20 protein-coding genes and 1 tRNA gene are annotated in these 22,920 nt (G+C 63.1%); 13 read left to right on the top strand and 8 right to left on the bottom strand.

Annotation, left to right across the window (positions count from 1 at the left end; translation table 11 throughout):
• Positions 1-178: 178 nt before the first annotated feature.
• The 3 genes from BM317_RS26910 to BM317_RS26900 are packed head-to-tail and all read right to left on the bottom strand — an operon-like array spanning position 179 to position 5,133.
• The gene (locus BM317_RS26910) at positions 179-2,080 is read right to left on the bottom strand and encodes an ATP-binding protein (protein ID WP_092170889.1); all 1,902 of its coding nucleotides are present in this window, start codon (positions 2,078-2,080) and stop codon (positions 179-181) included.
• Positions 2,077-3,009 (bottom strand): ABC transporter substrate-binding protein, encoded by a 933-nt coding sequence (locus BM317_RS26905; RefSeq protein WP_092170885.1) that lies wholly within the window; start codon positions 3,007-3,009, stop codon positions 2,077-2,079. Before BM317_RS26905 ends, BM317_RS26910 begins: the two co-directional genes overlap by 4 nt.
• Entirely contained in the window at positions 3,010-5,133 is a 2,124-nt protein-coding gene (locus tag BM317_RS26900) for a TonB-dependent receptor plug domain-containing protein (RefSeq protein WP_092476904.1), read from the bottom strand. It abuts the gene before it with no gap.
• A 199-nt stretch (positions 5,134-5,332) separates the two neighbouring features.
• Here BM317_RS26900 and BM317_RS26895 point away from each other — a divergent pair, with 199 nt between their 5' ends.
• From BM317_RS26895 to BM317_RS26860, 8 genes are all read left to right on the top strand, one after another.
• Positions 5,333-6,358, top strand: a complete 1,026-nt coding sequence (locus tag BM317_RS26895) for an NAD(P)H-dependent glycerol-3-phosphate dehydrogenase (RefSeq protein WP_092170878.1) — start codon at positions 5,333-5,335, stop codon at positions 6,356-6,358.
• Positions 6,359-6,388: 30 nt separating this feature from the next.
• A complete protein-coding gene (locus tag BM317_RS26890; protein ID WP_092170874.1) occupies positions 6,389-6,736 on the top strand; it encodes a DUF4389 domain-containing protein in 348 nt (115 codons plus the stop codon).
• Complete coding sequence (sixA, locus tag BM317_RS26885) at positions 6,733-7,185, top strand: phosphohistidine phosphatase SixA (RefSeq protein WP_092476902.1); 453 nt, start codon at positions 6,733-6,735, stop codon at positions 7,183-7,185. Before BM317_RS26890 ends, sixA begins: the two co-directional genes overlap by 4 nt.
• 51 nt (positions 7,186-7,236) lie before the next feature.
• Complete coding sequence (locus BM317_RS26880) at positions 7,237-7,680, top strand: hotdog fold thioesterase (protein ID WP_092170868.1); 444 nt, start codon at positions 7,237-7,239, stop codon at positions 7,678-7,680.
• A 287-nt stretch (positions 7,681-7,967) separates the two neighbouring features.
• Positions 7,968-8,762: an alpha/beta fold hydrolase gene (locus BM317_RS26875; protein WP_092170865.1), complete on the top strand. Its 795-nt coding sequence runs from the start codon at positions 7,968-7,970 to the stop codon at positions 8,760-8,762.
• Positions 8,759-9,610 carry an alpha/beta hydrolase gene (locus BM317_RS26870; protein ID WP_092476901.1) on the top strand — a complete coding sequence of 284 codons (852 nt, stop codon included), beginning with the start codon at positions 8,759-8,761 and terminating at the stop codon, positions 9,608-9,610. The genes BM317_RS26875 and BM317_RS26870 overlap by 4 nt, the downstream gene beginning before the upstream one ends.
• A gap of 129 nt (positions 9,611-9,739) precedes the next feature.
• Positions 9,740-10,558: a DUF4892 domain-containing protein gene (locus tag BM317_RS26865; RefSeq protein ID WP_092476899.1), complete on the top strand. Its 819-nt coding sequence runs from the start codon at positions 9,740-9,742 to the stop codon at positions 10,556-10,558.
• Between the two features lie 63 nt (positions 10,559-10,621).
• A complete protein-coding gene (locus BM317_RS26860; protein WP_060741180.1) occupies positions 10,622-11,659 on the top strand; it encodes an AI-2E family transporter in 1,038 nt (345 codons plus the stop codon).
• 197 nt (positions 11,660-11,856) lie between these two features.
• Here the strand turns inward: BM317_RS26860 and xopAW are convergent, their stop codons facing one another.
• The 3 genes from xopAW to BM317_RS26845 all read right to left on the bottom strand — a co-directional run bounded on the left by xopAW (position 11,857) and on the right by BM317_RS26845 (position 14,733).
• The gene (gene xopAW / locus BM317_RS26855; protein ID WP_092170855.1) at positions 11,857-12,696 is read right to left on the bottom strand and encodes a XopAW family type III secretion system calcium-binding effector; all 840 of its coding nucleotides are present in this window, start codon (positions 12,694-12,696) and stop codon (positions 11,857-11,859) included.
• 235 nt (positions 12,697-12,931) lie between these two features.
• Positions 12,932-13,975 carry a sensor histidine kinase gene (locus tag BM317_RS26850; RefSeq protein WP_092170851.1) on the bottom strand — a complete coding sequence of 348 codons (1,044 nt, stop codon included), beginning with the start codon at positions 13,973-13,975 and terminating at the stop codon, positions 12,932-12,934.
• Entirely contained in the window at positions 13,975-14,733 is a 759-nt protein-coding gene (locus BM317_RS26845; RefSeq protein WP_060741183.1) for a response regulator, read from the bottom strand. The genes BM317_RS26850 and BM317_RS26845 overlap by 1 nt, the downstream gene beginning before the upstream one ends.
• Positions 14,734-15,022: 289 nt before the next feature.
• Between BM317_RS26845 and pyrF the strand changes: the two genes are divergently transcribed.
• The gene (gene pyrF / locus BM317_RS26840) at positions 15,023-15,721 is read left to right on the top strand and encodes an orotidine-5'-phosphate decarboxylase (protein ID WP_060741184.1); all 699 of its coding nucleotides are present in this window, start codon (positions 15,023-15,025) and stop codon (positions 15,719-15,721) included.
• A gap of 120 nt (positions 15,722-15,841) precedes the next feature.
• Here the strand turns inward: pyrF and BM317_RS26835 are convergent, their stop codons facing one another.
• A complete protein-coding gene (locus BM317_RS26835) occupies positions 15,842-16,843 on the bottom strand; it encodes an NADP-dependent oxidoreductase (protein WP_092170848.1) in 1,002 nt (333 codons plus the stop codon).
• Positions 16,844-17,067: 224 nt separating this feature from the next.
• Between BM317_RS26835 and BM317_RS26830 the strand changes: the two genes are divergently transcribed.
• From BM317_RS26830 to BM317_RS26820, 3 genes are all read left to right on the top strand, one after another.
• Positions 17,068-17,829, top strand: a complete 762-nt coding sequence (locus tag BM317_RS26830) for an SDR family oxidoreductase (protein ID WP_092170845.1) — start codon at positions 17,068-17,070, stop codon at positions 17,827-17,829.
• A gap of 206 nt (positions 17,830-18,035) precedes the next feature.
• Positions 18,036-19,424 carry an aminotransferase-like domain-containing protein gene (locus BM317_RS26825; RefSeq protein WP_092476898.1) on the top strand — a complete coding sequence of 463 codons (1,389 nt, stop codon included), beginning with the start codon at positions 18,036-18,038 and terminating at the stop codon, positions 19,422-19,424.
• Between the two features lie 110 nt (positions 19,425-19,534).
• A complete protein-coding gene (locus BM317_RS26820; protein ID WP_092476896.1) occupies positions 19,535-21,502 on the top strand; it encodes a methyl-accepting chemotaxis protein in 1,968 nt (655 codons plus the stop codon).
• A 212-nt stretch (positions 21,503-21,714) separates the two neighbouring features.
• On the opposite strand, the gene BM317_RS26815 is transcribed toward BM317_RS26820, so the two are convergent.
• Complete coding sequence (locus BM317_RS26815) at positions 21,715-22,473, bottom strand: hypothetical protein (protein WP_072406400.1); 759 nt, start codon at positions 22,471-22,473, stop codon at positions 21,715-21,717.
• 371 nt (positions 22,474-22,844) lie between these two features.
• On the opposite strand from BM317_RS26815, the gene BM317_RS26810 reads away from it, so the two are divergent.
• Positions 22,845-22,920 (top strand) — tRNA-Glu (locus tag BM317_RS26810).

Below are 22,920 nucleotides of genomic sequence, written 5' to 3'. Positions count from 1 at the left end.
CGAATCGACAGCCTACTCATAGACTATTGCGTTGTAGTGAAAGTCACAGCACACGGGAAATGAATGTACACCTGTGCACTGAAATTTTTATTCAAGCCCCAATCGAGGCTTGTTCGGGTGCCTAAGACTGCCGCACTTTCGCCTTTCACGCCAGTCACAGATGGTCCGGTGAGCGGTTCTAGTTCACCCAGCGCTGCAGAATCTGCTGCAGGTCGTTCCTTTTGAACGGCTTGGCCAGGTAATCGTTCATGCCCGCCGCGAGGCAGGCTTCGCGATCGCCCTGCAAGGCGTTGGCCGTCAGGGCGATAATCGGCACCTCGTCGCAGCCAGGCAACTGACGGATCTGCCGGGTGGCTTCGTAGCCATCGATGATGGGCAGGCGGCAATCCATGAGGATCGCTTCGAAAATCAGGCTTTCGGCGCTGCGTACGGCCTGGGCGCCATCGGTGGCGACGCTGACGGTGAAACCCAGGCTGCGCAGCATGGCTTCGATCACCGTCTGGTTGACCGGATTGTCTTCCACCAGCAACACGTTGCGGCCTTCGCCATCGCCGCTACCGGCGGGCAGGCGCGGTGCCAGGGGCGGTTGCGTCTGGCGCGACAGGGCCAGCGGGATCTCCAGGGTGAACACCGAGCCCTGGCCTTCTTCGCTCTGGGCCCGCAGCGTCCCGCCCATGCGTTCGGCCAGGGTGCGGGCGATCGGCAGGCCCAGGCCAGTGCCGCCGTAGCGCCGGGAAATCGAATTGTCGGCCTGCTGGAAGGCGTCGAACATGCGCTCCAGGCTTTCGGCGGGAATACCAATGCCACTGTCGCGCACCGTGCAGGTGAACCACAGCAGTTCGTGGTCCAGGGCCTGCCACTGGCATTGCACGGTGACACGGCCTTGCTCGGTGAATTTCAGCGCGTTGCCGATCAGGTTCACCAGGATCTGCCGTATCCGCGTCGGATCGCCCTGCACCTGCAAGGCCTGCATGTCGTCCGGGACCAGCAGGTCCAGGCCCAGCTTGCGCTGCGCGGCGCTGTGCTGGAACGACTGCGCGCAACTGCCCACCAGTTCGGCCAGGTTGAACGGGATGTGCTCCAGCTCCAAGGCCGAGCGTTCTATGCGCGAGAAGTCGAGGATGTCGTTGATCACCTTCAGCAGGTGCTCGGTGGATTCCGATGCCAGCGCCGTGTACTCGTGCTGTTCGTCGGTCATGCGGGTGGTTTCCAACAGCTGCAACATGCCCAGTACGCCGTTCATGGGCGTGCGCAGTTCATGGCTCATCATCGCCAGGAACTCGGACTTGGCGCTGTTGGCTTTTTCCGCTTCCTCACGGGTCTTGATCAACTGCGCCATGGCTTGGTGCTGTTCGCGGCTGGCTTGTTCCAGGCCGTCGGCCAGGTTGTTGATATGCCGTGATAGGGCCCCCAGTTCGGCATCATCGACGACGGGCAGCGGGGTGCTGTAGTCGCCTTGCTGGATGGCCTTGACCGCGTTGCCGATGTCGCGGATCGGTCGCGACAGGTTGGTCGCCAGCCGGCGCGCCACCAAGAAGGTGAACAGCAGGGCGAACAGCGCCAGGATCGCCGCCTTGAGCAGGATCTCCTGCTGCCGCTGGCTGAAGGCGTCACTGGACATGCCGACGATCACGCGGCCCAGGTAATCTTCGCCGGGCGCCTCGACGGCGGTGCTGTTGCCTTGCAGGAAATCATTGTTCAGGGCAATGCGCTGCAGGCGCACCGGGGCCTGGAAGACTTCGATCTGTTGGGCACGGCTGTGGACTTGCTCGGGTTGTTCGACGTACACCAAGACCTTGTCGGTGCTGTCCTGGACCTCCAGGAAGCGCACGTGCGGGGTCGCCAGGGTCGCGGTGAGCAGGCTTTCCAGCACTTCGTTGTTGCCGGAAATCACCCCGTACTCCGTGGCGGGGGCCAGTTGGTTGGCGATCAGTTGCCCGGTGTGGTTGAGCTCCTGGCGCAAGTCCTGGATGCGCACGAAGGTAAAGAAGCTGATCAGCAGCACGGTCAGCAGCAACGCCGGACCGAGGGCGATGAGCTGGGTGCGGGTATTGATGTCCCAACGACGACGCAAGGTCATGGGCGGTGTTCTCCTTCGGCCAACGTTGCCGCGACGGATTCGGCGTCAATCGGTTCGATCCCCAGCGAGCGGGAGACCTGCCGGTTGCCCAGGACTTTGAAACGGTCCGGATACAGCGTGCGCGGCCAGGTCGTGGCGGGGCGGTCGAGCAGGTCGTCGAGAATCGCCAGCCAGTCTTGCTGGTCGCTGTAGGTGCTGGCCAGGCTGCCGGCCTTGACGAATGCCGCGCTGGGCCCGATCAGCGCACGTTGCCGGGCATAGCTGCTGAGCAACAGGTTCTTCACGGTCTTGGGGTTGTACAAGTCGGGGTCATCGAGGCCCAGCAGCACGTCGCTCTGGCCCAGCAGGTTTTGCAGGGGACGGCTGTCGCTGGTGTCGTCCCAGCGTTCGCTGACGATCACCAGGCCCAGCGGTGCCGCGGCCTGGCGGAGGTCCTTGAGCAGGAATTCACTGTGGGCGTCGTACAGCACGCCGACCTGGCGCACTTGCGGCAGGATGGTGCGGATCAGCCGCAATTGCCGCGCCATCGGTGGATCGCTCCACAACAGGCTCAGATGCGCGGGCGTGGCCTCGCCCAGGCGATCGCGGGCTTGCTGGCGGCTGATGCGCAGGACCAGGGTGGCCGGGCCCCGGGCGTCTTGCAGACGCCACTCCAGGCTGGGCAGGTCGAGCAGAACCAGGCGGATACTATCCGGCAACTTGTCCGGCGCCGGCAGGTTGGCCAGCGGCGTGAACCGCACGCTGTCTTCGGGGCGCAGGGCTTTCAGGGCCTGGGTGAAAGACTGCACGCCGGGGCTGTCCTCGGCACCGGTCAAGAGGATTTCGGCGGCCCGGGCCTGGAGGGTCGTCAGCCACCCGGCAAACACCAGGCACAGGGCCAGCGTCAGGCGGCCATGAAATGGCATCTTGCGGGGGGCGTTCCCGGACATCTAGAACGACAACTCCGCACTGAAGTACACGACATGGCGAGCGTCGTAGCGGTTGTCGACGAAGGTCATGGGCTGGTTGTCCAGGCGCTGTTGCAGGACGCCCGCCAGTTCCAGGCTGGCCTTGCCCAGGGGAATGCGCCGGGCGATGCGGGTGTCCACCCGTTCGAAGCGATAGCCGTTGAGATCGTCGGCGGCGTAATAGAACAGCGCGCTGTTCCAGCCGTGGCCCCAGTCCCTTAGCCACCCCGCCGAGCCGCTGTTGCGGGCGGTCAGTTGTTCGTCGAGGGGGCTGCTGGCCTGGGCGTCGACATAGGCATAGGTCAGGCGCAGGCGGTCGGCGCTGGTCATGCGCCAGTCGAACTGGGTCTCGACCCCGGAGAACTGTGATTCGTTGGCGTTGCTGGCAATGTACTGATTGTTGCGCAGCGGCTCGCTGATCATGCCGGTGATTTCGTCATGGAACAGTTTCACATCGACCGCCAGGCCCAGGTCCACGAAGTAACCGTTGTAGCCCAGTTCCCGGGAGCGCATGTGTTCCTGTTCCAGGTTGCCCGGGCCGCGGGTCTGGACGAAGTAACGGGCACTGTTCTGGCCGAAGGCGGCGGGTTGCAGGTTGGTGACCTGGTAGCTCCAGTTGACGTTGTTCTCGAACATGTCCGGCGAGCGCACGGCTTCGGAGTACACCGCCCGCAGGCCGTGGCGTGGCGTGATCAGGTAATTGACGGCGATCCGCGGAGTCAGCGAGCTGCCGGTCAGGCGGGTGTCTTCGAACATCGCGCCGCCCTGCAACAGCCAATGCTCGGTGGCCCGCCATTCGAGCTGGCCGAACAGGCGCCAGGTGGTGTCGTCCAGGGTGCCGTTGAAGTACGTCTCCGAGTCGGCCCGGTCGTAGCGATAGTTGGCCCCGGTGACCAGTCGCAGGCTGTCGGACAGGCTCAGGGTGTCCTGGATCTCCAGGTCGTAGCGCGATTCCCGGGCGCTCTGGTCGATATCGCCGCACAGGGTTCGCGAGGCGCCGTTGCGCCACTGGTCGAGCACCTGATTGGCCAGCGCCTGTTCCTGTGACGTGCCGGGTGGCGCGCCGGTGCTGGTGTAGCTGGAGATATTGCGCGCCAGCTTCTCGGCATAGTTGGGGTTGAGCTGCCACAGGTCGGTCAGTTGCGGGCTGAAGGACACCTCGGCGTCACAGGCGCGCCAGGTCTGCTGGCGATCCCAGTGCTGGATCGAGCCCTGTACATAAAGGCTGTGATCGGGGTCCAGGTCCAGGTTCCAGCGCAGTGAGCCGGCGTAGTCCTTGGCGATGACGTCGGAGTTATCCCCAGCGGCGGTAATCCCGGCAAACACGGGATGGTAGGTATAAGGCCGCTGGTTGGTCCCATCCTTGGCGTTCAATTGCCAGTCGATGCTCTGCCGTTCGTCCAGGGTCTGGCTGACGGACAGGTTGACTCGGTTCAGGCGGCGGCTGTCGCGGTAGTCGGCGCCGTTGCGGTCGCTGTCAAAGCCATCGTCTTCCTGGCCGGACAGCGACAGCCGCAGGTCGCCGCCGTCCCAGCCGCTGCCCTGGCTGGCGTACCAGTCACTGATGCCACGCTGGCCCCGGGTGATCTTCAGCCGGGTGCCGTGGCTGTCGGCCGGGGCGCGGGTGATGATGTTGACCACCGCCATCAGCGCATTGGCGCCATAACTGACGGTGTTGGGGCCGCGGAAGACTTCGATCCGCTCGATGTCTTCCATGGCCACTGGAATATCGCTCCAGTCCACCGTGGCCAGGCCGGCGCGGTACACCGAGCGGCCGTCGATCAGCACTTGCATGCGGCGGGCTTCGCTGGCGTTGGTGCCATGGTAGTTCACGGCCGCCTGGTTGCCTGTGATGTTGCCGACCATCATGCCCGGCACCAGGCGCAGCAGTTCGCTGATGTCCCGGGCGCCGCTGGCCTTGATCAGCTCGCTGTCGAGCACGGTCATGCTGCCCGGCACCGCCGCCGGCGATTGCTTCAGGCGCGTGGCCGTCAGTACCTGGGGCAGGGGTTGGCTGTCCACGAACAAGTCGTCGGCCAGCACTGGCGGGCTGATGATCAGTGCCAATAGCAGGGACGAACCTGAGCGGGAAGGGCCAACGGACACGGTACAGCCTATGGGAATGGGTGGGTGACGGGCATGTTAACTGAGCTGAACGACTTTTCCATTCACGTTGACAGCATTTTCCTAGGAATTAATGGTCAGCTTCCTACAGCTGGCGGTAATTGTTGCCGGGGCTGGTCGCCATCCGGCCGCTCCGTATAATGCCCCGCATTGCCACTTGGTATGGATGAACGGATTGCATATGACTGAACAGCGCCCGATTGCGGTCCTGGGAGGCGGGAGTTTCGGTACCGCCGTGGCTAACCTGCTGGCCGAGAATGGTCACCCGGTGCGCCAGTGGATGCGTGACCCGGAACAGGCCGAGGCCATTCGGGTCAACCGCGAGAACCCGCGTTATCTCAAGGGCATCAAGATCCGCCCGGAAGTGGTTCCGGTGACAGACTTGCAGGCCACCCTGGAGGGCAGCGACCTGTTCTTCGTCGCCTTGCCGTCCAGTGCCTTGCGCTCGGTGCTGGCGCCCCATTCCGAGCGTTTGAGCGGCAAGTTGTTGGTGAGCCTGACCAAGGGCATCGAAGCCCAGACCTTCAAGCTGATGAGCGAGATTCTCGAAGAAATCGCCCCCAAGGCGCGGATCGGTGTGATTTCCGGGCCGAACCTGGCGCGGGAAATCGCCGAGCATGCCTTGACCGCCACCGTGGTCGCCAGCGAGGACGAAGAGTTGTGCGAACGGGTCCAGGCCGCACTCCATGGCCGCACCTTTCGGGTCTACGCCAGCGCCGACCGTTTCGGGGTGGAGCTGGGCGGGGCGCTGAAGAACGTCTATGCCATCATCGCCGGCATGGCGGTGGCGCTGGGCATGGGGGAGAACACCAAGAGCATGCTGATCACTCGCGCGCTGGCGGAAATGACCCGCTTCGCCGTCAGCCAGGGTGCCAATCCGATGACCTTCCTGGGATTGGCCGGGGTGGGGGACCTGATCGTCACCTGTTCCTCGCCCAAGAGCCGCAACTACCAGGTCGGTTTTGCCCTCGGCCAAGGCCTGAGCCTTGACGAGGCCGTGTCGCGCCTGGGTGAGGTGGCCGAAGGGGTCAACACCCTCAAGGTGCTCAAGGCCAAGTCCCAGGAGACGGGGGTGTACATGCCGCTGGTCGCCGGCCTGCACGCGATTCTGTTCGAAGGGCGCACGCTTGAGCAGGTGATCGAGCTGTTGATGCGTGGCGAACCGAAGACCGACGTCGATTTCATTTCCACCAGCGGTTTCAACTGAACCGCTATTGACCGCAAGCAGGAGCGAGCCATGAACGATCCGCAAGGGCAACCCCAATACGAATCCATCCTGCTGCGTGTGCTGTGGATGGTGGTCTATCTGCTGGTCTGGCAGGTGGCGCAATTCATCCTCGGCGCCGTGGTGCTGGTGCAGTTGATTTATCGGCTGATCTACGGCGCGCCCAGCGCCAGCCTGATGAATTTCGGCGACAGCCTGAGCCAGTTCCTGGCGCAGATCGGCCGCTTCGGCACTTTCCACAGCGACCAGAAGCCTTGGCCGTTCGCCGACTGGCCGACCCCACGCTCGCCGGAAGGCGAAGCGCCACACGCCGTGGCACCGGCACCGCATCCCGTCCGGGACGAGGAGCCGAAGCTATGAAACTGTGGGTATTGCGTCACGGTGAGGCAGAGCCCCATGGTGTCCGTCCCGATCCGGAGCGGGTCTTGACGGTGCACGGGCGCGAGGAGGTGTTGCTCAGCGCCGGCCGGTTGATGGGCGAGCCGTTGCGGGCCATCTACGCCAGCCCTTATGTGCGGGCCCAGCAGACCGCGCAACTGGTGCGCGAGGCACTGGGGTTCGAACCTGAACTGATCACCGTCGATTGGCTCACGCCGGAGACCCGACCGACGGAGGTGCTAAGGCATCTGGAGGACCAGGACGATGTGCTGCTGGTCAGCCATAACCCATTGGTGGGTAGCCTGCTGGGCTTACTGCAGCACGGCCATCTGCAACAACCCGAGCAAGTGCAAACCGCCGGCCTGGCCGAGCTGGAAGGCGATCTGCCGCTGGCCGGGGCGATGGTGCTCAAGGGTATCCAGCATCCATAGGCAGGTTGGCAGCAGGGTTGAGCAGAGTAAAACCATAAAGGAACGACAACGATGAGTCTGTGGCGCACCACCCCCAACATCGAGCAATTGAACGCCGCCGGTAAAAACACCATCAGCGAAGTGCTGGACATTCGGTTCGAGTCCTTCGACGACGAATCCCTGACCGCCAGCATGGTGGTCGATCAGCGCACCCATCAGCCATTCGGCCTGCTGCATGGCGGTGCTTCCGTGGTGTTGGCCGAAACGGTCGGCTCCATGGCCGCCTACCTCTGTGTGGACACCAGCAAATTCTATTGCGTGGGCCTGGAGATCAACGCCAACCACCTGCGCGGCGTGCGCAACGGCCGAGTGACCGCCACGGCCCGGGTGGTCCACCTGGGGCGCACCACCCAGGTCTGGGACATCCGCCTGGTCAATGACGAAGGCAAAGTCAACTGCGTGTCGCGCCTGACCATGGCGGTGGTGCCGTTAGGTGAGCAGCCGCCGGCGCGTTGAACCCCGAGGTTGATGCGATCCTCTGTGGCGAGGGGATTTATCCCCGCTAGGCTGCGAAGCAGCCCTGAAATCAGCCAACTCGGTGCATCAGACTGATCGAGTAGCCCGGTTTGGGGGCGCTTCGCACCCCAGCGGGGATAAATCCCCTCGCCACAGAGGCCGATGTTCACAGTTTCATAACGCCATAGCCCAAGCCCGACTGTCATCATTCCTGTCAGTTACGGTCATTGCCGCGCCGTCGGGTTCTGCGGACAATCTGCCGCAGTTCCCCCAATGGATCGGCTGTCATGTCGCAACAGATTTTTTTCGCCCATGCCAATGGTTTTCCCTCGGCCACCTACGGCAAGCTGTTCGCCGCATTGGCGCCGCAGTACCAGGTCGCGCATCTGGAACTGCACGGCCATGACCCGCGTTTTCCGGTGGACGATAACTGGCACAACCTGGTGGACGAACTGATCCATCACCTGGAGCAGCAACCGGCGCCGGTATGGGGCGTTGGCCACTCCCTGGGCGGCGTGCTGCACCTGCACGCGGCGTTGCGCTGCCCCCAGTTGTATCGCGGCGTGGTGATGCTCGATTCGCCCGTGCTGACCCGTGCCGACCAGTGGGTGATCCTGGCCGCCAAGCGCCTGGGGTTCATCGATCGCCTGACCCCGGCGGGCCGGACGCTGGGGCGGCGCGAGGAGTTCGCTGACCTGGAGTCCGCCCGGCAGTATTTTGCCGGCAAGACACTGTTTCGCGGCTTTGACCCGGATTGCTTCGATGCCTACCTGCAACACGGCCTGCAACAAGTCGGCGACCGGTTGCGGCTGCGCTTCGACCCGGCCACGGAAATCAGTATCTACCGCGGCGTGCCGCACACCAGCCCAGGACGGCCCCGCAAGCTCAAGGTGCCGCTGGCGGTGGTGCGCGGCCGGCAGAGTCGCGTGGTGATGCGGCATCACACCCGTTCGGTGGGGCGTATGCGCCATGGCGAATCCCTGAGCATGCCCGGCGGCCATATGTTTCCCCTCGAACGTCCACAAGACACGGCCAACCTGCTCAAGAACCTGTTCCAGCGTTGGGAGGGGCGCAGCGCATGAGTATGGTCGAAGAGGTCCGCCTGAGCCTGCCTCACATCGAACTGGCGGCTCATTTGTTCGGCCCGGAAGACGGGCTGCCGGTAATTGCCCTGCACGGTTGGCTGGACAACGCCAACAGTTTCGCCCGCCTGGCGCCCAGGCTCGAGGGGCTGCGGGTGATCGCCCTGGACATGGCCGGTCACGGTCACTCCGGACATCGACCGCCGGGTGCCAGTTATGCCTTGTGGGACTATGTCCATGATGTGCTGCAAGTGGCCGAGCAACTGGGCTTGAAGCGCTTTGCCCTGCTGGGACATTCCATGGGCGCCATTGTCTCGCTGGTGCTGGCCGGTTCCCTGCCGGAACGGGTGACGCACTTGGGCTTGATCGACGGGGTGATTCCTCCTACAGCCAAAGGCGATAATGCTGCTGAACGCATGGGCATGGCCCTGCAGGCCCAGTTGGATTTGCAGCAAAAACGCAAGCCAGTCTACAAAACCCTCGACCGGGCCATCGAAGCGCGTATGAAGGGGTTGGTAGCGGTCAGCCGCGAGGCCGCCGAGTTACTGGCCCAGCGCGGCCTGATGCCGGTGCCCGGGGGCTATACCTGGCGCACCGACAACCGCCTGACCCTGCCATCGCCCCTGCGCCTGACCGAGGAGCAGGCCATGGCGTTCGTTGCGCGGGTCGCTTGTCCGGCACATCTGGTGGCGGCGGCCGATGGCATGCTGGCCCAGCACCCGGAGCTGCTGGAGCGTCTACCCTTCAGTCATGAGCAGTTGCCTGGCGGCCATCATCTGCACCTTAACGATGAGGTCGGTGCCGGGCTTGTAGCAGACTGTTTCAATCGGTTCTTCACTGTTCCTTGACTTGCGCCGGGCAACTGTCGAGGCTGGGCGGGTTGAAAGGGAGACAACCATGACAGACCTCTGTTTGCCAGCCTCGCGGTGCATCGGCGACGCCCGTCGCATCCAAGCGTCCCAGGCCAAGCCGATCCGATGAAATTATCCGTTCACTTACTCGTCCTGCTGGTGCTGGCCTGCTTCAGCCCGGCGTCGTTCGCCGTCGATGTGGCGGGCAGTCGCGACCTGGATCGCGTGCCACGCATGCCCGATGCACAGATCGTCGATTATCGGCAGACCAGCGACCTGGAACGTGTCTACCCCATGGGCTCGATCCGCAAGATCAGCGGCCAGTTGCGCTTTGACGGCCAAGTCGATGCCCGTGGGAATGTCACGTCGGTCACCTATGAGCTGCCGCCGGAACATGCCGCGACCCAGGCCTTTACCGCGGCGCGCGAAGCGTTGCAGAAACAGGGCGCCGAGCTGTTGTTCTGGTGCCAGGCCCGCGATTGCGGCGAAAGCAGCCTGTGGGCCAACGACGTCTTCGGCAACGCCAAGCTCTATGGCGCCGACAACGGCCAGGCCTTCCTGCTGCTGCGCCTGGCGCCGCCCGCGGACAACACGCTGATTGCGCTGTATGCCATCACCCGCGGCAATCGCAAGGCCTACCTGCATGTCGAGCAGTTTGAGGCGAATGCTGCGTTGGGGGACTTGCTGCCGACATCGGCCACCCTGTTGCGCCAGCTCAAGGACACTGGGATCCTGGACTTGCCGCGTCTTGCCGGTGAGCCGGACGACACCTGGTTGCGCCTGCTGTCCCGGGCGCTGAACCTGGACACGGGCCTGCGGGTCAGCATCGCCGGTCCCCGGGCCGAGGACTGGCTTGAGGCGCTGGCGGGCCAGGGCGTCCGGGCGGCGCGCATGGAGGCCGCCAGCAGCGAAGCAGCGGGATTGCACCTGGAGTTGCTGCGCTAAGCTGTCTCGGGGCAGTGGTTTCAAACCCGTGCCCCGGTCCTGTTCATTTTTTCGAGACCCTACATGCTCAATAACGATCGGCTGTTGGTGCAGATCCTGCTCCTGGTGTTGTTCGGCGCAAGCCTCTGGGTCATGGCGCCGTTCTGGTCGGCGCTGTTCTGGGGCGCGGTGCTGGCGTTCGCCAGCTGGCCGTTGATGCGCCTGCTGACCCGCTGGGTCAATGGTCGCGAATCCCTGGCGGCGGCGTTACTGACGGTGGGCTGGATGCTGTTGGTGGCGGTGCCGCTGGTGTGGTTGGGTTTCAACCTGGCCGACCATGTGCGCGATGCCACCGCGTTCATCAGGGATGTCCAGGTCGATGGCTTGCCCGAAGCCCCAGACTGGCTTGCCGCTATCCCCTTGGTGGGCGGGCGGCTGGTGGGCATCTGGAACAGCATCGATCAGCAGGGCGCGGCCATGATGGTGTCCATCAAGCCGTACCTGGGACAGGTCGGCAACTGGCTGTTGGCGCGCAGTGCGCAGATTGGCGGCGGGATACTCGAACTGACCCTGAGTATTGTGTTCGTGTTCTTTTTCTATCGCGACGGCCCGCGCCTGGCGGCGTTCGTCCATGGGTTGCTGGAACGCCTGATCGGCGACCGTGCCGGTTACTACATCGAGCTGGTGGCCGGTACAGTGCAGCGGGTGGTCAACGGCGTGATCGGCACCGCGGCGGCCCAGGCCGTGCTGGCGCTGATCGGCTTCCTGATCGCCGGGGTGCCGGGGGCGCTGGTACTGGGGATCGTCACATTCCTGCTGAGCCTGATCCCCATGGGGCCACCCCTGGTCTGGATCCCCGCCACGGCATGGCTGGTGTGGAAGGGTGAATACGGGATGGCGGTGTTCCTCGGCATCTGGGGCACATTCATCATCAGTGGCGTGGACAACGTGCTCAAACCCTACCTGATCAGCCGTGGCGGAAACCTGCCCCTGGTCATTGTGTTGCTGGGGGTGTTCGGCGGGTTGATCGCCTTCGGTTTCATCGGCCTGTTCATCGGCCCGACCCTGTTGGCGGTGGCCTACAGCCTGTTGACGGACTGGAGCAAGAGCCAGGCGCGATAGCTTGAATGCCAAGCACCTGTGGCGGGGGAGATTGCCGTGGCGAGGGGATTTATCCCCGCTGGGTTGCGAAGCGACCCTAAGATCAGGCAATCCGGTATGTCAGGCTGACCGAGTCGGCTGATTTGAGGTTGTTGCGCAGCCCAGCGGGGATAAATCCCCTCGCCACAAGTGAGTTTCAATCCAGGCTTGCCGGTGAATCAGGTCGCCACGTTCAGGTGTTTCCCTACAGTGGCGACGTTATCCAGCGAGTATTGCCGGCTGAGGTTGGCAATCATTCTGTTCAACGCTTCGCTGCCATTGGCCTGCCCGCTGGTGCTGTCGCTACGGCGGCCGGCCTGCAAGGCGTCGTTGAACTCGTCGCTGTCGACTCCGCCGCTGCTGTCGCTGTCGAGGGCTTCCATCAGCATCGCGCTGGTGTCGGTGCTCGCGGACGTACCGTTGCTGGCCTGCAAGGCGCTGCTCAGTTCGCTGGCGGTGACGGTGGCGTCGCCATCGGCATCGAGCTGGCTGAACAGCTCTTCCCCGGAGTCCTGTTGCGGTGGTGGCGGTGATGCAAGGCTGGCGGCGAGTTCGTCGAGGCTGACAGTGCCGTCTTCATTCTTGTCCAACGCTGAGAACACTTGCTGGCTGTCGGCATCGCTGTCCGTGCTGGCCAGACCGTTGCTCAACTCATCGCTGCTGACCGAGCCATCACCGTCGCTGTCCAGGGCGCTGAGCAGCGCGTCGGCCAGTTCGGTATTCGGCGCCTGGTCCCGCGGCGGTGGAGGTGGCGGCGCCATCGCGGCCATTTCCTCGCTGCTCAGGTCACCGCTGCCATCACTGTCCAGGTCGCCAAAATTGTCGCTCAGGCTGACCAGGATGCCGTCGTCGCTTTTTTGCGACAGGGCGCTGCTCAACTCTTCCTGATTGACCGAGCCGTCGCCGTCACTGTCGAGCTTGCTGAGCAGTTCCTTTTGAAACTGCTGGCTGCGGGCACTGCTGGTTGCGGTACTGCTGGTGCTGGTATAGGTCGAGTAACTGCTGACGCTACCGATCATGGGCGCTCTCCTTGGGCTGGAATAGCCGGTGGGTGCACCGGCTTATGCAGCCTCGGTGGGGCAGTTGTCGTGGGTGTGTGGAGTTTGTACCGGTGGGTGTACAAACGCAGTCCCGGCGCAGTGTCGAGTGTGGGAGCGGGCTTGCTCGCGAATGCGGTATGTCATCCAAGCTTGTATCGACTGAACCACCGCATTCGCGAGCAAGCCCGCTCCCACAGGGGGACATCGGTGGGATTCAGGTGCGAGGCAGGCTGATCACCGCCGTCAACCCACCCCCCGGCGTTTCTTCCAGGCTCAACTGCCCGCCCAGGCGTTCGGTGGCTTCCCGGGCGATGGTCATGCCCAGGCCGACACCGCCGGAGTTGCGATTGCGCGAGCCTTCCAGGCGGAAAAAGGGCTCGAACACCGCCTCGCGTTTGTCCGCCGCAATACCGGGGCCGTGGTCGATGACCCGGATCAATACCTGGTGTGGCTGGTCTTGCAGGGCAATCAAGGCGTGGCCGGCGTAGCGCAGGGCGTTGTCGATGAGGTTGTTGAGGCACGAGCGCAGTGCCATGGGTTGCACCTGCAAGGGGGCGCAGGCGCCGCTGACCTGCACATCGGCGCCCTGGTCCTGGGCGTTTTCGCTCAATGATTCCACCAGGGCCTGCACGTCCATCCATTGCAGCGCTTCACTGGTGCGCTGTTCGTGCAAGTAGGTCAGGGTGGCATCGAGCATGCCGATCATGTCGTCCAGGTCCTGGCGCATCTGGCCTTGCAGCTTGATGTCATCGATCTGCTCCAGGCGCAGCTTGAGCCGCGAGAGCGGCGTGCGCAGGTCATGGGACACCGCGCCGAGCATGCGCGAGCGCTGCTGCACCTGCTCGCGGATCCGCTGTTGCATCAGGTTGAACGTATGGGCTGCCTGCCGTGCCTCACGGGGGCCGTTTTCGTCCAGCGGCGGGCTGTCGAGGTTTTCGCTCAGGCGCTCGGCGGCGTCGCTCAGGCGTTGGATCGGTCGGGTCAGCAGCTTGGCGCCGTACCAGGCCGCGATGATCAGGAACACGAATTGAAAGGTCAGTGGCACCACCGGGCCGCCGAACCAGGGACGCGGACGGCGGTTGGGGGGCGGGCCGAAGCGCGGGGGGGCTTCGCCTTGTTGGCTCATTCCTGGCGGTGGCCCGGGGGGCGGCTGGTCGTAATGGAAAAACCAGGCAAAGGCCAACAGATGCGCCAGGACAATCGCCAGTAGCAGCACGCCGAACAGGCGGCCAAACAGAGAGTCCAGGCGCAGTCGCATCAACCGATGTCCCGGGCGTCGAACAAGTAGCCCTCACCGCGGACGGTCTTGATCAGTTGGGGGGCCTTGGGATCGTCGCCCAGCTTCTGGCGCAGGCGCGATACCAGCAAGTCGATGCTGCGGTCGAACGCTTCGATGGAGCGGCCGCGAGCCGCGTCCAGCAGTTGTTCGCGGCTGAGCACCCGGCGCGGTCGTTCGATGAAGACCCACAACAGGCGAAACTCGGCATTGGACAGGGGCACCACCAGCCCGTCAACCGAGATCAGTTGGCGCAGCACGCTGTTGAGCCGCCAGTTGTCAAAACGGATATTGGCCCGTTGCTCGGTACGGTCGTCACGTACCCGGCGCAGGATTGTCTGGATGCGCGCCACCAGTTCCCTGGGTTCGAACGGCTTGGCCATGTAGTCATCCGCGCCCAGTTCCAGGCCGATGATGCGGTCGGTGGGCTCGCAGCGGGCAGTGAGCATCAGGATCGGGATGTCCGATTCGGCGCGCAACCAGCGACACAACTGCAAACCGTCTTCACCCGGCAGCATCAGATCGAGCACGACCACGTCGAAGTGCTCGGCCTGCATCGCCTGGCGCATGGCTGCGCCATCGGTCACGCCGCTGGCCCGTATGCTGAAACGGGCCAGGTAATCGATCAGCAGCTCGCGGATCGGCACGTCGTCGTCGACGATCAGCGCTCGGGTACTCCAGCGTTTGTCGTCATCGGACACTTTTTGATCGTCAGAATTTGCAACAGGGGTGTTCTGCATGGATGCATCATCTGCCAGGTAGGCTGCCAACCGCAAAGAAGGCGGCGAGGTTGAGGCTTCAGCATAGGCGTCGTGCCGCGAGGCGTGAAGCGCTGAAAGAGCGGGGTGCGGCGGCGGACGGTAGCGTGTCGACGTGTTGTACGCATGTCATGAATGTATCGGCTTCGACACAAAGGCCGCTATCGTCCATGCTCCTGGGGGGCGATGAGATTTACCGATCATCGGGTCCCGCACGGGCGCTCGTTCCGCTACAATGCGCGCCGATTTCGACTTGCCTGAGAGCCCGCTCATGTCCGCCTGCCAGACGCCCATTATCGTCGCCCTGGATTTCCCCACCCGTGACGCCGCCCTGAAGCTGGCCGACCAGTTGGACCCCACGCTTTGCCGGGTCAAAGTCGGCAAGGAACTGTTCACCAGTTGCGCTTCGGAAATTGTCGGGACCCTGCGTGACAAGGGTTTCGAAGTGTTCCTGGACCTGAAGTTCCACGACATTCCCAACACCACCGCCATGGCAGTCAAGGCGGCTGCGGAGATGGGCGTATGGATGGTCAACGTGCATTGCTCCGGTGGCCTGCGCATGATGGCGGCCTGCCGTGAAGTGCTGGATCAGCGCAGCGGCCCGAAACCGTTGCTGATCGGCGTGACCGTGCTGACCAGCATGGAGCGCGAGGACCTGGCCGGGATCGGCCTGGACATCGAGCCTCAGGAGCAGGTGCTGCGGTTGGCGGCGCTGGCGCAGAAAGCCGGCCTGGACGGTCTGGTCTGTTCGGCCCTGGAAGCTGGCGCCCTGAAAGCGGCCCACCCGTCGCTGCAACTGGTGACCCCGGGGATTCGTCCGGCGGGCAGCGCCCAGGACGACCAGCGTCGCATCCTGACTCCGCGTCAGGCGCTGGACGCCGGTTCCGACTACCTGGTGATCGGTCGCCCGATCAGCCAGGCCGCCGATCCGGCCCAGGCGCTGGCGGCGGTCGTGGCCGAACTGGCCTGATTCAACGCCGAAGTTTGCCCTTGTGGGAGCGGGCTTGCTCGCGAACGCGAAGTGTCAGGCGCCATTTATGCCAGCTGACACACCGCCTTCGAGCAAGCCCGCTCCCACAGTTGTTTTGTGTCAGACCTTGAGTACGAGTTTCCCGAAGTTCTCCCCGCTGAACAATTTGGTCAGCGTCTCGGGGAAGGTCTCCAGCCCTTCCACAATGTCTTCCTTGCTCTTGAGCTGCCCTTTGGCCATCCAGCCGGCCATTTCCTGCCCGGCGGCGGCGAACTGCGAGGCGTAGTCCATCACCACGAAACCTTCCATGCGGGCCCGGTTGACCAGCAGTGACAGGTAGTTGGCGGGTCCCTTCACCGCTTCCTTGTTGTACTGGCTAATGGCACCGCAAATCACTACGCGGGCCTTGAGGTTCAGGCGGCTGAGCACGGCATCCAGGATGTCGCCCCCGACGTTGTCGAAATACACATCCACGCCTTTGGGGCATTCGCGCTTGAGGCCGGCGTGGACGTCTTCGTTCTTGTAGTCGATGACACCGTCGAAGCCCAATTCATCGACCAGGAATTTGCATTTGTCGGCACCGCCAGCGATGCCCACCACACGACAGCCTTTGATCTTGGCAATCTGCCCGGCGATGCTCCCCACCGCACCGGCGGCGCCCGACAGCACCACGGTCTCGCCGGCCTTGGGCGCGCCAACGTCCAACAGGGCGAAGTAAGCGGTCATGCCGGTCATGCCCAGGGCGGACAAATAACGTGGCAGCGGTGCCAGTTTCGGATCGACTTTGTAGAAACCCCTTGGCTCGCCGAGGAAATAATCCTGCACGCCCAGGGCACCGTTGACGTAGTCCCCGACCGCGAACCCCGGATTGTTCGAGGCAATCACTTGGCCGACACCCAGCGCCCGCATCACTTCACCGATGCCCACCGGTGGGATGTAGGACTTGCCCTCGTTCATCCAGCCGCGCATGGCCGGGTCCAGGGACAGGTATTCGTTCTTCACCAGGATCTGGCCGGCTGCCGGCTCGCCCACCGGTACTTGCTGATAGGTGAAAGTCTCGCGGGTCGCGGCGCCTACCGGGCGTTTGGCGAGCAGGAACTGGCGATTGGTCTGGGCAGTCATGGTTGGCACTCAAGATGAATGAAGACTTGTTGATAGCCCTTCGAAGCCTTTGCCGCAAGATTCGCCGCCTCAGCGAATGCTCGTCGATCCAACCCAGTGATAGTGCCTTGGGGCCCCTTATCACTGGCGCCCATGAATGCCCAACCGGCATCTGGATAGTGCTGCCGTGCCTCGTCAGGCTGTGGCTACACTGGCGCGACCCCGCATTCTTCGAGGAACAGACAATGAGCATGACGTTTTCCGGACAGGTCGCTGTGGTAACCGGCGGTGCCGCAGGCATTGGCTGTGCCACGGCCCAGGCGTTCGCGGCAGAGGGCCTGAAAGTGGTCGTGGCCGACCTGGACGCGGCGGGCGGCGAGCGTACGGTACAGTCGATTCGTGATGCGGGCGGCGAAGCGCTGTTCGTGCGCTGCAACGTGACGCTGGAAAGCGATGTGCAGCACCTGATGGACGAGGTGATCAAGGCCTACGGGCGCCTTGACTATGCCTTCAACAACGCCGGGATCGAGATCGAGAAGGGCAAGTTGGCCGACGGTACCCTCGACGAGTTCGACGCGATCATGGGCGTCAATGTGAAGGGCGTCTGGTTGTGCATGAAGTACCAGCTGCCCTTGCTGCTGGCCCAGGGCGGCGGTGCCATCGTCAACACGGCCTCGGTGGCCGGCCTGGGCGCTGCGCCGAAGATGAGCATCTATGCCGCTTCCAAGCACGCTGTGATTGGCCTGACCAAATCGGCTGCCATCGAATACGCCAAGAAGAAGATCCGCGTGAATGCGGTCTGTCCGGCGGTGATCGACACCGACATGTTCCGTCGTGCCTACGAGGCGGATCCGAAAAAGGGCGAGTTCGCCAATGCCATGCACCCGGTGGGGCGTATCGGCAAGGTCGAGGAAATCGCCAGCGCCGTGCTCTATTTGTGCAGCGATGGCGCGGCGTTCACCACCGGCCATTCCCTGGCGGTGGACGGCGGCGTCACGGCGTTCTGAGGACGTTTCCCTGAGCTTGTAGGAAGAAGCCCGCACTGGTTGCGGGCTTTTTCTTTGGGCCGGGGAAACATCCCCGGAGCGGCCTATCAATGTGTTTCAAAGGGTGAGAATCGGCGCTTTTGGCGACGTTGTCGTACATCGTTCGGGGGTGGCCTGTGCTTAACTGTTTCCGGAAATAAAACAAACGCTTAGGAGCTTGGTTACTCATGGAGTTGAGAATCGACCGGCAGGCCTTGGTGCCTGTCGTGCAGCAAATCGTCGACGCGCTGACCGGCTGGATCCGACAGGATGCGGTGCAACCGGGGACTCGCCTGCCGTCCGTGCGCCAACTGGCGCGGCAGAACCTGCTCAGCCAGTCCAGCGTCAATGAAGCGTGTGAACGCCTGGTTGCCCAAGGCCTGCTGGCGTCCCGGCATGGCTCCAGCTTTTTTGTCGCGCCATCCCCCGCATCCGGGCAGGCGGGCATCGACCCGGAGCGGCGGCAGGCTATGCCCGCCGAGGGCATTGATTCGCCGCCCTGGGCGTTGAAGCTGGGGTGTGGCGGGTTGCCCGAGAGCTGGCGTGAAAGCGATGACCTGGGTTATGCGATCCGGCAGGTCACCCGCACCGATATGGCGGGGTTGTTCAACTACAGCACGTCACTGGGGCTGCCCGCCCTGCGTGAGCAGCTGTCCAGGCGCCTGAAGCAATTCAATATCGAGGCCGATAAAGACCTGATCCTGACCACCACCGGAGCGACCCACGGGCTGGACCTGATCGTGCGGACACTGCTGCAGCCAGGCGCCTGCGTGGTGGTGGAGAGCCCTGGCTATTCAAGCCTGTTCGACCTGCTCAGGTTGCACAAGATCGACATGATCGAATTGCCCAGGACCCCACGCGGCCCGGACGTCGATGTGTTGCAAGACTTGTTGGCGACACACCGGCCCAGCGCGCTGTTCGTCAACAGTGCCTGTCACAACCCGACCGGCAGCAACCTGGCACCGGCCGTGGCCCAACGGTTGTTGCAACTGACGAAGCAACACGCCGTGCTGGTGATCGAAGACGATGCCTATGGCGACTTCCAGAACTCGGCGCGGACCCGGTTGGCAGCGCTGGATGCCGACGTGGTCTACGTGGGCAGTTTCTCGAAGACCCTGAGCAGTTCGTTGCGCGTTGGTTTCGTGGTGGCCGGGCCGTCCATCATCGCGCGCCTGAGCGAGGTCAAGGGCATTACCAGCATGGGTGGGTCGCGGTTCTGTGAGTCGGTGCTTGCCAATCTCCTGGCCAATGGGGCCTATCGCAAACTGGTCCAGCGCCAGCGCCAGCGCTTGGGCGTCGATACGGCGGCGCTGTTGCAGGTGTTGGAGGATGCCGACTGGGAGGTCTTTGGCAAACCCGCCGGCGGGCTTTTCATTTGGGCAAGACCGCCCATCAGTGACTACGCTGGATTACAGCGCCTGGCCAAGCGGTTTGGCGTGTTGTTGTCTTCGCCCACCGCCTTCAGCCCTTCGGGCGCCGACAGCGACTGGCTACGGATCAACGTGGCCTATGCCCGTGATCCCCGGGCACTGGGTTTTTTCCGGGCTGTGGCTCTGGATCGACCTCAAGTGTCCTGAAAACGACGCGGCTGTAGCTTTTTGCCATTATTCCGACGCCAGCATCTTGTGTTGCAGGGCGTCTCGTTGCGAATCTGCAATCAACACACACTGGCAGAGGACTGAGCGCAATGATTTCGGCCGTGCAAGGACGTTTTGCCAACCTGGGTATGGCAAAAAAACTGGGTATCGGATTTGTCCTGGTGCTGCTGTTGACCGCAGTGGTCGCGGCCATCGGCGTCTGGTCTCTGCAGACCATCAGCTATCGCTTCGATGGCCTGAAGCAGATGTCGTCCCTCAACAGCGGGTTGCTCAAGGTCCGGCTGCTGGAGCAGGAATACGCCTCCCGTTCCGATCCCAAGACGGCCGATGCCCTGCGCCAGGGTGTCGACGGGCTGCTGGCCCTGGCGAACGAACTCAAGGCGCAGTCGCCGGCCAACGTGCCGGTGATGAACGACGTCGAGCAAGCGCTGGGGGCCTATCGCAAGGCATTCGACGAGTTCGTCGGGCTGAGCCAGAGCAAGGACCTGGCGCTGGAAATGGCCAGTTGGTCGGTGTCCAGCGTGGCCAACAACCTCGATGTATTGCAGGCCGGGCTGGCGGATGACGGTACCTATACCTTGAAAGATTCCGAAGGCAAGGAAGGGGCCGAATTCATCGAGCAGGCCAACCAGATCAGCGAAGTGTCGCGGTTGATGTTGCAGGCCATGAATGAAGCGCGGGTTCGTTTGGACCAGAGCCGCAAAGGCAACGTCGAGGGCGCCGGGGAAGGCAGCATCGAACAGGCCGAGCAGGCCATGAAACAGGCCGAAGCCCTCAAGACCACGGTCAAGGACCCGGGGTACCAGACCGTGCTTAACGAAGTGGCCGGGCATATCGCTGGGTTCAATGAGCAACTGGCCGAGTACACCGGCCTGTTGGCGAAGGAAAAAATCGTCTACCAGCAACTGCACGAGCGTGCCGATCAAGTGGTGGCGCGGGTCGACCAGGCCTTCAGTGCCGAAGACCATGCCATGCAGACCGAACTGAAGAAGAACTCGCTGCTGATCATCGGTTCGTCGGCCTTGGCGTTGCTGGTGGGATTGATCGCGGCGTGGGTCATCACCCGGCTGATCGTGACGCCGCTGCGCAGCGTCATTCGCGTTGCCCAGCGGATCGCGGCGGGTGACTTGAGCGCCACGGTGGAAGTGACGCGCCGGGACGAGATTGGCCAGTTGATGCAGGCGATGCAACAGATGGGCGCAGGGCTGAGCAGTATCGTCAGCGGCTTGCAGGCCGGGATCGAGCAGTTGGCCAATTCGGCTCAATCGCTGTCGGCTGTGACCGAGCAGACCAACCTGGAAGTCAGCAGCCAGAAAGAGGAAACCGAGCAGGTCGCCACGGCCATGAACCAGATGACGGCCACCGTGCACGATGTGGCGCGCAATGCCGAAGAAGCGGCACAAGCGGCCCAGACTGCCGACGACAAGGTCGAAAGCGGCCAGCAGGTGGTGCGCCAGAGCATGGTGCGCATCGAACAACTGGCCGATTCGGCCACCTCGGCCAGTTCCAGCATCGAAAGTCTCAGTGCCGAGATCCAGAACATCGGCACGGTGCTGAGTGTGATCAAGAGTGTGGCCGAGCAAACCAACCTGCTGGCCCTCAATGCCGCTATCGAGGCGGCCCGTGCCGGGGAGCAGGGCAGGGGCTTTGCGGTCGTGGCCGATGAGGTGCGGGCCCTGGCCAGGCGCACGCAACAGTCCACCGAGGAAATCGAGCGACTGGTGAGCGCCTTGCGTTCAGCGGCCCAGGCTTCCGTGCAGCAGATCCAGAGCAGTGGCGAGTTGGTGAAGATGGCGGTCAGCGACGCACTTCAGACCGAGAGCGCGTTAGGCAGCATTGCGGCGGCGGTGTCGTTGATCCAGCAGATGAACCAACAGATCGCCGCGGCAGCCGAGCAGCAGAGCTCGGTGGCCGAAGAGATCAACCGCAGTGTCACCAGCATTCGCGCCAGCGCTGATCAATCGTCCCTGGCGATGCGCGGCAATGCCGCTTCCAGCATCGAGCTGGCGCAGCTGGGGATTGAGTTGAAAGGGATGGTGGGGCATTTCAAGTTGTGACGCAGGGGTATCCGTTGGGTGCCGCGCCCTATGGGGCTTGTATGAGCTTGTGAGCTGTAGGAGCTGTCGAGTGCAACGAGGCTGCGATCTTTCCCCTAACACTTGAGTCTCAAGCGAAAGATCAAAAGATCAAAAGATCAAAAGATCGCAGCCTCGTTGCACTCGACAGCTCCTACAAGCTCGTACGCTCGCCACGATGAGGCTGCGTTGCCTCAGTCGTAGACCTTCTTCTTCTTCCACTCGTCGTTTATTTCGTCGTCCTTCAAGCCTTCGGTCAACTGGTTGACCTCGCCCTCGACCGGCTGAGTGCTGGCCAGGACCTGGGCATTGGCGCGGGCCAGGAGTTTCTCCAGGTAGGCCAGTTGTTCGGCGTAGACCTGTGGTTCCTGTTGCTTGCGCAGGTACTGCACGCCGCGCTCGAAGGCCAGGCGAGCCTGCCCGGGCTGTTCTTGCTGCAAAGCCTGCTGGCCGAGGTTGTTGAAGAACTCGATGTGCAGCAGCACCAGGATGTGCCGCACCTCACGGATCCAGCGCTTGGCTTCGTTGGGCGGCAGGAAACCGTCCTGGGCGGCGCGGGTGATCTGGCCATGCAAGGCCTCGAGCAGAAAGCGAACGTCCTTGGCCTTGGCTTCGGTCTGGATCGGTGCCGGTGGATTGCTCACCGGGATCGATTCACCCTGGGCCGCCAGCGCGCTCAGTTCATCCAGGCGTGCCTTGACCGCGGAATTGGTTTTTTCCAGGTTCAGCAGGCGCTGGCAGACATTCATCTCGAGGCGCGTCATCAACAACTTCAGGGCAGGGGTCATCAACTGCCCGGGGAAGGTTTCGGTGAGCTCGCCACAGCGACGCATGCGGTCGTTGAGTTCTACCTTGGTGCGGGCCTTTTCCAGCTTGTTGTTTTCCACCACGTGGTTCATGTAGCCAATGGCGATCAACAGGGCGATCCCGGCTACGACGAGCAGGGTGATCATGAGTGGTGTCACCGGTAAGACCTCTTTATTAGGGTACGCATGTCATGAGTGTAGTGGCTTGGCTTTTAAGCGCATAGGCCCGAGCGACGTGATTAGACGGGCGTCGTGCTGTTTATAGGATGTATGATCGGGTAAGAGCACATTGCCATCATTTGTCGGGCGCGACTATAGCGTCTCGGCGGGCGACAGAATATAGGCGTCAGAGACCGGACGAGCAAAATGTGCGGATCGTCCCCAAACCGGGCGAAGTCATTGATTTAAATAAATTTATATCTGGGGGTTGACGACCCTTCAATCCATCCATAGAATGCGCGCCACTTACAGCGTAAAGCACTCAGCCAAACGCTCTAAGTAGTGAATGTTGTACGTGTGTCCCCTTCGTCTAGTGGCCTAGGACACCGCCCTTTCACGGCGGTAACAGGGGTTCGAGTCCCCTAGGGGACGCCA

It is taken from the genome of Pseudomonas sp. NFACC24-1 (genome assembly GCF_900115235.1).
In the GTDB taxonomy this organism is placed as follows: Bacteria; Pseudomonadota; Gammaproteobacteria; order Pseudomonadales; family Pseudomonadaceae; genus Aquipseudomonas; species Aquipseudomonas fluorescens_AA.
Note: the sequence above shows the minus strand (reverse complement) of the source record. Positions and strands in the feature narration are given on the sequence as shown.